Below are 12594 nucleotides of genomic sequence, written 5' to 3' on the forward strand. Positions count from 1 at the left end.
CAAGACATGAGTAAAAAAAAGAAAGATAAAAAAAGCCCCGGACAGAAGAAGACCTTCAGAGGGGTAGTGGAGTTGACAAAGTCAGGAATGGCTTTTGTGATTGTACCCGGACTTACCAAAGACATCATGGTAAAGCAGAAGAACCTGCATACCGCACTCGATAAAGATGAAGTGCTGGTGGATGTCATCAAGCATGCCCGCGGCGAAGGCCGCCAGGAAGGTATCATAACGGATATCCTTAAACGAAATAAAACGGAATTTACCGGCACCCTGCAGATCAGTAAGAGCTTCGGCTTCCTGCTCACGGAGAAGGGGATGTTTATGCCGGATATCTATATTCCCGCCAATTCCCTGAAAGACGCTAAGAACGGAGATAAGGCCGTTGTAAAAATTGTGGCCTGGGGCGAAAAATCGCGCAAACCCGTAGGCGAAGTGATTGAGATCCTGGATGCCAGCGATACCAACGACCTGGCCATGAAGGAAATTCTCATTGAAGCCGGATTCCCGCTCAGCTTCCCCGACGAAGTGCTGGAAGAACTGGCCGTTATCAGGGAGGAAATAACGGAAACGGAAGTACGAAAACGTAAGGACGTACGCAATATCCTGACCTTCACCATCGACCCCGTTGATGCCAAGGATTTTGATGATGCCATCTCCTTCCGCCTGCTGAAAAACGGGCTGTATGAAATTGGCGTCCACATCGCGGATGTAAGTCATTATGTGATTCCCGGAACAGAGCTGGACAAGGAAGCAGACAAACGCGCTACCTCCGTGTATCTGCCGGACCGCGTACTGCCCATGCTGCCGGAAAAAATTTCCAACGAACTGTGCTCGCTGCGCCCGAAAGAAGATAAACTGACCTTCTCCGCCATCTTTCAGATGAACGAAAAAGGAGAAGTAAAACACCACTGGATAGGCCGTACCCTGATCCACTCGGATCACCGCTTCACCTATGAAGATGCACAGGAAATTATAGAAGGTAACAGCAATGGTCCGCATAAAGAAGAGATACTACTGCTGAATAAGATAGCCCAACAACTGCGCCAGGAGCGCTTTAAGCATGGCGCTATCAACTTCTCCTCCCAGGAAGTGCGGTTCAAACTGGATGAAAACGGTAAACCTATCGGTATCGTTATCAAGGAAAGCAAGGAGGCGCATCAGCTGATTGAAGAATTCATGCTGCTGGCCAACCGGACCATCGCCGCCTATGTGGCAAAGATCCGGGTAAACAAACAACCCGTGCCATTCCCTTACCGGGTGCACGATACGCCGGACGAAGAAAAACTGAAGGTATTCGCTTCCTTCGCCGGAAAATTCGGGTATAAGTTTGATACCAGCTCCCCGGAAAACATTGCCCGCTCCTTCAATAAAATGCTGCAGCTGGTACAGGGCAAGCCTGAACAGCATGTGCTGGAAACCCTGGGTATCCGTACCATGGCCAAAGCGATCTATACCACCGAGAATGTAGGGCACTACGGTCTTGGCTTTGAAGATTACTGCCACTTTACTTCCCCTATACGCCGTTACCCGGATGTACTCGTACATCGTGTGCTGGCGGAGTGCCTGGCCGGTAATATCCATCCGGACAAGCACATGGAGAAAAAATGCAAGCACGATTCCGAAATGGAACGTAAGGCCATGGAAGCGGAAAGGGCAGCCAACAAATATAAACAGGTGGAATACATGCAGCAGTACATCGGACACACTTTTGAAGGTGTTATCAGCGGTGTGGCGCATTTCGGCTTCTGGGTGGAAACCGTGGATACCAAATGCGAAGGGCTGGTGAGTATTCATAACCTCAACCGGAAGGAAGAATTTGTTTTCAATGAAGCAGAATACGCGCTGGTAGGACAAGCCAGTGGCCGTAAGTTCCGCATCGGCGAAAAAGTGAATATACGTGTGGTGGCCGCCAACCTGGCCAAACGCCAGCTGGATTACGACCTGGAAAGTGAACTGGGCGTTGCAGGCCGCGACAGTAAACCGTTTGCGCAGCCTGGCCGCAGGGATGACCAGCGCCGTGACGACCGGCGTGACCGCGACCGCGATCATAGAAGAGATGACCGTGGCCGTAAGAAGAAAAAAGGAAAACACGGAGGTAACTACATTCCGCAGAAACAATGGCAACGTGATGATAAACCTGCTGCACTGCCGGTAACTGTTCAGGTGCCGCAGGAAGTAGCGCCTGATCCGGTAGTGGATAAGGTAAATGCAGAAACACATGTAGTGAATGAAACTGCAGCCGCTATCCCGGCTGAAAAAGCGCCGGTAGTAACCTCTCCGGCAAAATCATCTCCGGCAAAATCATCTTCCGGAAAAGAAAGAGTGAACAGCGAAAAAGCAGGCGTAAAGAAAGCTGCAGAGAAAAAAGAAGTAAAAGAAGCGCCTGTAAAAACTGCTGCTGCAAAGAAAGTAAAAGAGAAGGCAGCAAAAGTTGTAAAAGCACCTGAAAAGGAACCGGAAGCGGTAAAGGAGAAAGTGGTGAAGAGTGCCGCCGGTAAAGCACCTGCAACGAAGAAAGCGGTTGCTGAAAAGGAAACGCCGGTAAAAAAGGCAGTTGTTAAAAAAGCTGTTCCGGAAAAGACTGCTGCTGCGAAAACAACACAGAAAAAGGAAACAGCCGCAAAAACAGCGAAACAGGAAACGCCTAAGAAAACCGCTCCTGCCAAAGCAGCAGCTAAAAAAGCCACCGCAGAAAAGGCAACAGTAAAAACAGCCGCTCCGAAAAAAGCAGCTGCATCTAAGCCGTCCGCTGTAAAGGCAACAGCGCCTAAAAAGGCCGCTGCCAAAACCGCCGCACCTAAAAAGGCTGCTGCCGGAAAAGCAGTGAAAGCACCGGCAAAAAAGGCTGCCACTACTAAGAAAGCTGCTGCCAAAGGGAAGAAAAAAGAGTAAAAAAATATAAACCACCGTCTATTTCAGATGCATTCATTTCAAGAGTTAATAGAACAGTTTGGCCAACGGTTTGAACACAGGCAGTTTCCGGAGCAACCCAGCAGATTGTATGATGCGGCATCGCACATACTGGAAATAGGAGGAAAACGTATACGCCCGGTATTGAGTCTGATGGGTAATGAATTGTTTGATACCCTGCATGACGATGCTTTTCATGTAGGCGCAGCCGTAGAGCTTTTCCATAACTTTACCCTGATCCATGACGATATTATGGACAAAGCGCCTATCCGCCGGGGAAAACCTACGGTGCATATGATCTATGGTGATTCTGCTGCTATCCTGGCCGGCGATGTGATGCTGATCAATGTATATGAAAAGCTGAACAAGATACGCGCGCATTACAAGCATAAAATCATTGCCGGATTCAATAAGGCGGCCATCGAAGTATGCGAAGGTCAGCAGCTGGATATGGATTACGAAACGATGGATCCGGAGCAGGTACGGTACGACGACTACGTGCGCATGATTGGCCTGAAAACGTCCGTACTGCTGGCGGCGAGCCTGCAGCTGGGCGCTGTCATCGGCGGCGCGGGCGAAGGTAACCAGGAACATATCTACAACTTCGGTAAAAATATCGGGATCGCCTTTCAGATCCAGGACGACTATCTCGATGCCTTCGGCGATCCGGAGAAATTCGGCAAGCAACAGGGCGGAGATATTCTCGTGAATAAAAAAACCTTCCTGCTGCTGAAAGCACTGGAGTTATGCAACCCGGCACAGCACAACGAGCTGAAAACCCTGCTGGCATCTTCCCCTGACGATAAGGTAGACAGGGTACTGGAGATCTTCAAAAGCTGCAAAGCAGACATATGGGCAGAAAAAGAAAAGGAACGTTTCCAGGAAAAAGCATTTGAAAGCCTGGAAAGCATCGCGGTATTATCTTCCCGCAAAAAACCGCTGATGGAACTGGCGAATTACCTGTTAAACCGCCAGCAATAATTTTTATATTCAAAATCGCCTTATATTCGCGAATGCCGTAAAAACGGGCGGACTGTGTTCAACGCAGCCCGCCTGCTTTTAACGGAGTATTTATTTATTTTACTGACTACCTTAAACGTAATTCCTCGCCAATGTCTAATTCGCTGTTTCGGAAGAAGTCCCTTACCTCAATAATCAAAGATGCCAATGACGGGTTGACTGATGGCCTTGAAACAGGCGGTATGCATAAGGTGCTGAAGGTGAAAGACCTTACCGCAATGGGAATTGCGGCGGTAATCGGAGCCGGTATATTTTCCACTATCGGGGAAGCCTCTTTCCATGGCGGTCCCGGTGTTTCCCTGTTATTTCTGATCACTGCCATAACCTGTGGCTTTTCTGCATTGTGTTATGCAGAATTCGCCTCCAGGGTACCTGTATCCGGCAGTGCCTACACCTATTCTTACGTTACTTTCGGAGAGCTGGCCGCCTGGGTGATAGGCTGGGCGCTGATCCTGGAGTATGCCATCGGGAATATAGCTGTGGCTATTTCCTGGAGCGGCTATTGCAATAACCTGCTGAGAGGACTGGGGCTGTCGCTCCCGGCCTGGCTGTCCAGCAACTATGACAGCGCATCTCCTGAAACAATCGCTGCTGCGCCGCATATTGGCAGTTTGCCTGTTATTGTGAACCTGCCGGCCTTTATAGTGGTGGTACTGATTACCTACCTGGCTTACGTAGGCATCCGCGAAAGTAAGCGCAGCGCCAATTTCATGGTAGGACTGAAAATACTCGTGATCCTTTTTGTGATTGTACTTGGCTTTTTCTATGTAAATAAATCCAACTGGGTACCCTTTATGCCGAACGGTTTCTCCGGTGTGCTGAAAGGAGTGTCTGCCGTATTTTTTGCGTATATAGGCTTTGATGCGGTGAGTACTACCGCGGAAGAGTGCGCCAATCCGCAACGGGACCTGCCCAAGGGAATGATCTATTCGCTGGTTATCTGTACCGTATTATATATCCTCATTTCCTTTGTACTGACGGGGATGGTACCGTTTTACAAATTAAAGGTAGATGATCCGCTGGCTTTTGTTTTTGATGAAGTACACCTGCCCTGGATCAGTTATCTTATTTCTGTCAGCGCCGTAATTGCCACCACCAGCGTATTGCTCGTATTCCAGATCGGGCAGCCCCGTATCTGGATGAGTATGAGCCGTGACGGCCTGCTGCCAAAGCGTTTTGCGAAAATTCATCCGCGCTTTAAAACGCCGTCTTTTGCCACTATCATCACCGGTATCATCGTAGGGGTGCCGGCGTTATTCCTGAACCTCACCATCGTAACAGACCTGACCAGTATAGGCACCCTTTTCGCGTTCATCCTGGTATGCGGCGGAGTTCTTATGTTGCCTCCGCAGGAAAAGGGCGATGGTAAACGCTTCCGGCTGCCATATATCAATGGGCAGATCGTTGTTCCTGTGCTGGTAACAGGCCTGGTCATCTTTTTCCATAAAGAACTGCTGCAGAAATTATCCTTTGCCGGTGGCTGGGAGGTATGGAAACACAATATTCCGTTCTTTATTTTTGTGGTGGTAACCGTTCTGATCACTTATTTCTCCTTTGCCCGCAAACTCTCTCTGATACCGGTATTGGGCCTGCTCAGCTGCTTTTATCTTATGACAGAAATAGCGCTGAAAAACTGGATAGTATTCTCTATCTGGCTGGTAATAGGGCTGAGTATTTATTTCCTCTACAGCTATCGCCACAGCAAGCTCAAAAGCGCCGTCTGAAGCGGCGCTATGCGTTCCTGAGTCATTTATTTTTCGTACCTTGACAGTAGTTCTTTAAATCTTTTTTTATGAACATGCTACAAAGGGTAGAACACTGGGGTGATACACATCATCCCAAATGGCTGAGTGTCGTACGCATTCTGCTGGGAGTATTCCTGATGTACATAGGTGTTATGTTTGTACAAAACAGGGATGCACTCATTGCGGTTATCAATGACAATCCGACACTGGCAGCATTATCCGTCATCCTGGCGCACTATGTGGTATTTGCACATACGGTAGGAGGGCTGTTTATTGCCATGGGATTGCTGACAAGATTCTCCGCGCTGGTAAACATTCCGGTGCTGCTGGGCGCCGTGTTTTTTGTTCATTCCGCCACCGGGTTGTTCAACATGTATCCGATGATGGGCTTATCCCTGCTGGTATTATTCCTGCTGATCTTCTTCCTGATAGAAGGCAGCGGCCCGATATCAGTGGATGATTATATGCGCCGCCATCCGGAAAAGCGCCGTAACAAGCAATACGCGGACTTTTAATCCGTTCATCCGCACCAGAGCCTGTGATTTTCACCATTCACCTGATGGCGCAGGGGAGGTATATCTCCCGGAAAATCATTTTCCTTCTAATATCTCCCGCTAAAATCCCCGCCAAAACTCTATTTTTGCAATTCAGAAGAATGCATTATGAAATACCAAACAGGCGACAGGATATTACTGTTAAGTTCAAAGGAAGAAGGCACTGTAGTTGATATCATCAATGATAATATGGTCATGATAGAAGTGAAAGGAACATCTTTTCCGGTATATCTTGACCAGATAGACTTTCCGTATTTTCATCGTTTTACACAGCAAAAGCTGGTAAAGGAGAAGCCGCGTCAGATACCCGGCGATGAAATAAAAGTAGACAGAAAAAAATACGAAGTTTTTAAGACAGACAAAGGCATGTTCATGTCTGTACTGCCCGTATACCAGATGGATGGCTACGATGAAACCGTGAAGCTGATGAAGTTTCATCTGTTTAATGATACACCGCATGCCATGCGTTTCTATTTTCAGATCTGGCTGAATAACCAGATGGATCTGGAAATCAAAAACGAGATACAGCCGTACAATCATTTTTATCTCGCAGACCTGATATTCGAATCGCTGAATGATAATCCGCGTTTTGAGTTCACCTTCTTCCTGAAAGAGCCGCAACCCAAGCTGGCTCCCTCTGTAAAGAAAACCTGGAAGATCAAGCCCAAACAGATGTTCATGCAGCTGCAGGAATTACGCAGCAAGGAAGAGGCGACCCTCACTTATCCGTTATTTGAGAAGTACCCGGAAAAGGAAGCAGAACCAACACCACCGCCGGCATCAGCATCTGCTCCTGCCGGAAAGAAAGCCGCGCCGATCAAGACGGTAGGCTCCGGAAACTTCGCCAGTCTGTTAAGTAAAATACAGCTGCAGCCGGAAACCTCGCTGGAACCCAAACATGAAGTAGACCTGCACATTGAAGTGCTGGAAAAAAACTGGAAAGGCCTCAGCAATATTGCCATCCTGGCTATCCAGCTCAACGCTTTCCAGCGTTACCTTGAACTGGCTATTTCCCACCACCAGCACAGCATGATCGTTATTCACGGCGTTGGCAAAGGCAAACTCCGCGACGAAATCCACAACATCCTGAAACAAACTCCGGAGGTAAATACTTTTGTAAATCAATACCACGGGAAGTATGGGTATGGTGCAACCGAAATAACTTTTAAGTAGTTATTTGATTATTTGAGATTTAGTTATTTAAAATGCAGCAAAGATTTACGTGTAAAATCTTCGCTGCATTTTAAATAACTAAATCTCAAATAATCAAATAAGTAAATATCCATTATCTTTGCGCTCCAACTACAAACCGTGCTATCGTCTCTCAGTTTTATGGGGGAAGGAAAGTCCGGACAGCACAGAGCAACACACCACCTAACGGGTGGGGCCCGGCTTGCCGGGTACAGCGAGTGCCACAGAAAATAACCGCCTCACTGCAAAGCGGGGTAAGGGTGAAAATGTGGGGTAAGAGCCCACGGTATAGGCAGGTAACTGTTTGTGCGGGTAAACCTTGTGTGCTGAAATGCCATGTATACGGTCGTTTGAGGGCTGCTCGCCCGATGACCGAGGGTAGGCAGATACAGTTGACGTGTGAGCGTCATCGCAGATAAATGATAGCAATCCCCGGCTTCGGCAGGGGAGACAGAATCCGGCTTACAGGTTTGTAGTTTTTTCTTTTTTTCCACTCCGCTTTGTTATTACAAAATAAGCCGTTAACTTTTCCATATAAATCAATTTATATATGGATCAGAAAGAAGAACGTAACTGGGGAACCTATGTGCATCTCGGAGGCATACTCGGTACGATCATTATCCCCACCGTCGGCAATATCGTCCTGGTATTGGTATTATGGCTCATCAAGCGTAACGAATCAAAGTTCGTGGATGAGCAGGGTAAGGAAGCCATCAATTTCCAGATTACCATCAGTCTGGTAGGGGCAGCCCTTAGTATCATCGGAAATATTACCAGCGGCCTGTGGTCATTGAGTCATATTTTCTGGCATTCCCGGGGCGACTATTTCGATTTCTCCTGGGGCTGGCACAGCCTTCACCCGATACTCTGGGTAATCAACATTATTTTCAGCATCATCGCCGCCGTAAAGGCTAATGAGGGCATCTCCTACAAATACCCCTTTAACCTGCGCCTCGTCAAATAGAACCCCATTTATTATTTTATTATTTGATTATTTGAGATTTTAAATAAAGCGAAGAGGCCCTCCGTACTATCCGGAGGGCCTCTTCGCTTTATTTAAAATCTCAAATAATCAAATAATAAAATGATTAGTTTTTCTTCACTGGTTTCATTTTGGCTTTCTGCGGTTTCTTCACGTTTTCTCCTTTGATGCTGGCGGCGAGTTTTAATGCTTCGTAGGCATTTACCAGGCCTCCGGTAACGGAGAGGTCAGCAAATTTTATTTTCTCGTCAGAGCCGGGTTTGTTTACTTCCGTGGTGCCGTCTGCAAGGGGGGTAGCGCTTCTTTCCAGGATGTATTTCAGCTGGCGGGCACTCAGGTCAGGGTAGCGGGAGAGAACCAGCGCAGCCACGCCTGCTACTACAGGGGCTGCCATGCTGGTGCCGCTGGCGCTGCCGTATTTGTTGCCGCCGGGTATGGTAGAATAGATCTGTACGCCGGGGGCGAAGATGTCTACATGTTTTTTACCGTAGTTGGAGAAGCCGGCCACTTTGTCCGGGCCCAGGCCGCTGCTGCTGGCGCCTACCGTGATGTAGTTGGTGGGGTGGGTGCCATCCAGGAAATCCGTGTTCGGGAAGTTGGGAACAGAATCGTTGTTGTTGCCGTCGTTACCTGCAGCATGAACGATCAGTACACCTTTCTTTTCTGCATATCTGATGGCATCGTCTACCCATTCCTTGTGAGGGGAGAAGGGTTTACCAAAGCTCATGTTGATGATCTGCGCACCGTTGTCTACCGCATAGCGGATAGCCAGGGCAACATCCTTATCCCTTTCATCGCCATCAGGGACCGCTTTAACGGCCATTATGCGCACATTGTCGGCCACGCCATCCATACCCACGCCATTGTTCCGTGCAGCGGCTATAATGCCGCTTACGTGCGTACCGTGGAAGCCGAAGGCGCCCATCACATCGTTATTGCCGTATTTGTTGTCTTTGATATCGTCGTAGTTATCGCCTACAATCTTCTGCCTGTTTTCGTTGGGAGGAGTTTCAGCGCCTTCTGTCTTGCGTTTGAGGTCACTCATATAGGCGTCGAATTCATTTTTGAATTCGTTGAAGGCGGGGCTTTCTTCTCCCGCGCTTTTCAGCAGGCGGGTCATGAAGTTACGTGCCAGCAGTACATCCTGGCTGGTGGTCTGGATGCTGTCAAGTTTGCCTACGGTAAAATCATCGGTATGCAGATAATTTTTCAGGATGGTTTCGCATTTGTTGACATTCTCCTGCAGTTTCACCATGGACTTGTACTGCATCATGCTTTCGTTGCTGGGCTTGTCAACTTTTGCCACAATACGTTGCCAGGTGGCATATTCGGCAGAGTTTTTATCCAGTGCGGAGTCGGGGTTACCGTATTTATTTTTGAAACGGTAGTATTCGCGGGAAGCCTCGTCGGAATCTTCTTTCACGCTGCCGCCATCTTTGCCGCCCAGGAAGTTCCAGCCATGTATATCGTCAATATAACCGTTACCGTCATCGTCTTTGCCGTTACCCGGAATTTCGCGCGGATTGGTCCATAAAATGCCTTTCAGGTCTTCATGAAGGGTATCAATACCGGAATCAATGACAGCAACAATAACAGGGGTGCTTTTCTTTCCTTTGAGCAGTTCTTTGTAGGCTTTCTCTATGCCGGTTCCGTAAACGCTGTCAGTATCGTAGCTTAACAAGTGCCAGTTTTTGGGAAGGGTTTTGCCCTGTGCCGCTGTTCTGGTGGTAAATGCAGTCATCATTGCAACACAACCTGCCAGGACTGCCACCTCTCGACTAAACAATTTCATGTACTTTAATTTTCCAGTATAAATGTAAGTAATGGTTAAATTATCATGTAATGAGTAAAGGTATTAAAAAAGGGGCAGAAGACGGACATATTAATGATAAACGTGCGATATGCCGGTTAACCGGATTTTGACTGCGGAATCTATCCTGTAAGGTTGAAAGGGAAGGGGGGATAGCCTCCCCGGAAGGGGGTAAAAGTGGCCCGGAAGGGCACATGGAAAGGAAAAAAAGGGCAAAAGTTATCGTGATTTACAGAAATTCTGAAAATAATCCTGCGGTGTATTATACAGCGGGCATAACGGAAGAATCGCTGAAAATGCCTTGTGGTAAAGTATTTGGTCGGTATTTTAGGTGGAAGCTCCTCTAAAATTAAGTGTTAGTAGCACAAAAGTTGAATATGAAAATTCAGAAAAAAGTCTAATATTTATAGTCGGAAGAATATTTAATGGCTTCCCGCCATTGGATATTTTTCTCATAAGCATGGTTTCCGTTTAACGAAAAGCGGGGTTCTCTAACCTCGCTACTATTTTTAAAAACCATGTTTTTAACGTCGATGTATGTAGAGACACACGACCAGACAGCGAAAAACGGTGTGCATGATTTTTTACCGTCTTGCTATAACGATTTTCTGACTGTGATTTTATCAACCGCTTTTAAAATCTGATCGGGGGGACAGTCCTGACATGAAAATTAAAAGCTCCGGGGCCAGGCCTCGGAGCTGAGCTCCAGAGAAGAAATCCACGCTTACAGCTATTACATAATTAAACTTTTAAGAAGAAGAAGGCGATTTATTCTTCCAAAAAGAAACCCGCCTGGCGTAATGCCGGACGGGTTTCAACATTATTGCAACCGTGATTACAGGTCAAACTTAATGCCCTGTGCCAGCGGTAATTTGTCGGAGTAGTTGATGGTGTTGGTCTGACGGCGCATATATGCTTTCCAGGAGTCGGAACCACTTTCTCTGCCGCCTCCGGTTTCTTTTTCACCGCCAAAAGCACCGCCGATTTCAGCGCCGGAAGTACCGATGTTTACGTTGGCGATACCGCAGTCAGAGCCGGCGTGGGACAGGAATTGCTCTGCCTCGCGCAGGTTCAGCGTCATGATGGCGGAGGATAATCCCTGCGGCACATCATTCTGCATGGCGATCGCTTCTGTGAGCGTCTGGTATTTCATCACATAGAGGATCGGTGCGAAGGTCTCGTGTTGTACAATATCGTAGGTGTTTTCCACTGCCGCGATGCATGGTTTTACGTAGCAGCCGGATTCAAAGCCGGCGCCTTCCAGTACGCCGCCTTCCACGAGGAAGGTACCGCCCTGTTGCTTCACCTGTTCGATCGTGTGAAGGTATGCTTTCACGGCATCCGTGTCAATCAGCGGACCCACGTGGTTGTTTTCATTGAGCGGATTACCGATGCGCAGTTGTCCGTAAGCCTTTACCAGCCTTGCTGTGAAGGCATCGTACACGCTTTCATGGATAATGAGTCTGCGGGTAGTTGTGCAACGCTGGCCGGCAGTACCTACCGCGCCGAATACAGCCCCGATCAGGGACATATCCAGGTCGGCATCCTGAGAAACGATGATCGCGTTGTTACCGCCCAGTTCCAGCAGGGAGCGGCCCAGACGGGCGCCCACAGCGGCAGCCACGCTCTTGCCCATACGGGTGGAGCCTGTGGCGGAAACCAGAGGCACGCGGTGATCACCAGCCATCCATTCACCTACTTCGCGGCCGCCGGTAACCAGGCAGGAAACGCCTTCCGGTACGTTGTTGGCAGCAAATACGGTTTCGACTATACGTTGACAGGCGAGTGCGGTCACCGGTGTTTTTTCGGAAGGCTTCCATACGCATACGTTACCGCAAACCCATGACAACATTGAGTTCCAGCTCCATACCGCCACCGGGAAATTGAAGGCGGAAATGATACCGGTGATACCAATCGGGTGCCATTGCTCATACATGCGGTGGCCGGGACGTTCAGAGTGCATGGTTAAGCCGTAGAGCTGGCGGGAAAGACCTACTGCAAAATCGCAGATGTCGATCATCTCCTGTACTTCTCCGTAGCCTTCCTGGAGGCTTTTACCCATTTCATAGGAAACGAGGCGGCCCAGGTGTTCTTTATGCTGACGCAGTGCATCGCCGATCTGGCGTACAACTTCCCCTCTGCGTGGAGCGGGCCATTGACGCCATGCGGCAAAGGCCTGGTGGGCTACAGCGATCACATTATCGTAGTCCTCCCGGGTAGCGCTTTTCACGGTTGCAATCTTTTTATTGTCAACCGGTGAAAAGGAAACAATATCAGCTCCGCCGGCGGAGAGCCAGTGTTTGCCGGTGCTTACGCCGCTTTGCTGTGCGCCGATGCCAAATGCCTGTAAAATATCTTCTGCCATTGTATTTTTTGTTATTA

8 protein-coding genes and 1 other RNA gene are annotated in these 12594 nt (G+C 48.4%); 7 read left to right on the forward strand and 2 right to left on the reverse strand.

Annotated elements, in window-relative coordinates; genetic code table 11:
* Positions 1 to 6 precede the first annotated feature (6 nt).
* The 7 genes from rnr (at position 7) to GWG06_RS01785 (ending at position 8384) form a co-directional block, all read left to right on the forward strand.
* Positions 7 to 2892 (forward strand): ribonuclease R, encoded by a 2886-nt coding sequence (gene rnr, locus GWG06_RS01755; protein WP_160710970.1) that lies wholly within the window; start codon positions 7 to 9, stop codon positions 2890 to 2892.
* Between the two features lie 27 nt (positions 2893 to 2919).
* Complete coding sequence (locus GWG06_RS01760) at positions 2920 to 3891, forward strand: polyprenyl synthetase family protein (protein ID WP_160710971.1); 972 nt, start codon at positions 2920 to 2922, stop codon at positions 3889 to 3891.
* Between the two features lie 131 nt (positions 3892 to 4022).
* Entirely contained in the window at positions 4023 to 5654 is a 1632-nt protein-coding gene (locus GWG06_RS01765) for an amino acid permease (RefSeq protein ID WP_160710972.1), read from the forward strand.
* A 68-nt stretch (positions 5655 to 5722) separates the two neighbouring features.
* Positions 5723 to 6190: a DoxX family protein gene (locus GWG06_RS01770; RefSeq protein WP_127043840.1), complete on the forward strand. Its 468-nt coding sequence runs from the start codon at positions 5723 to 5725 to the stop codon at positions 6188 to 6190.
* A 147-nt stretch (positions 6191 to 6337) separates the two neighbouring features.
* On the forward strand, positions 6338 to 7402 hold the full coding sequence (locus GWG06_RS01775; protein WP_127043841.1) for a Smr/MutS family protein: 1065 nt from the start codon (positions 6338 to 6340) through the stop codon (positions 7400 to 7402).
* A 128-nt stretch (positions 7403 to 7530) separates the two neighbouring features.
* An RNA gene (gene rnpB / locus GWG06_RS01780) (RNase P RNA component class A) lies at positions 7531 to 7901 on the forward strand.
* Between the two features lie 69 nt (positions 7902 to 7970).
* Entirely contained in the window at positions 7971 to 8384 is a 414-nt protein-coding gene (locus tag GWG06_RS01785; RefSeq protein ID WP_160710973.1) for a DUF4870 domain-containing protein, read from the forward strand.
* Positions 8385 to 8508: 124 nt separating this feature from the next.
* Here GWG06_RS01785 and GWG06_RS01790 read toward each other — a convergent pair whose 3' ends face one another.
* Together GWG06_RS01790 and amaB are read right to left on the reverse strand one after the other, a co-directional pair.
* Positions 8509 to 10194: a S8 family serine peptidase gene (locus GWG06_RS01790; protein WP_202182922.1), complete on the reverse strand. Its 1686-nt coding sequence runs from the start codon at positions 10192 to 10194 to the stop codon at positions 8509 to 8511.
* 853 nt (positions 10195 to 11047) lie between these two features.
* On the reverse strand, positions 11048 to 12577 hold the full coding sequence (amaB, locus tag GWG06_RS01795) for an L-piperidine-6-carboxylate dehydrogenase (protein WP_127044278.1): 1530 nt from the start codon (positions 12575 to 12577) through the stop codon (positions 11048 to 11050).
* Between the last annotated feature and the right edge of the window lie 17 nt (positions 12578 to 12594).

This window comes from Chitinophaga solisilvae (genome assembly GCF_009928525.1).
Taxonomy (GTDB): domain Bacteria; phylum Bacteroidota; class Bacteroidia; order Chitinophagales; family Chitinophagaceae; genus Chitinophaga; species Chitinophaga solisilvae.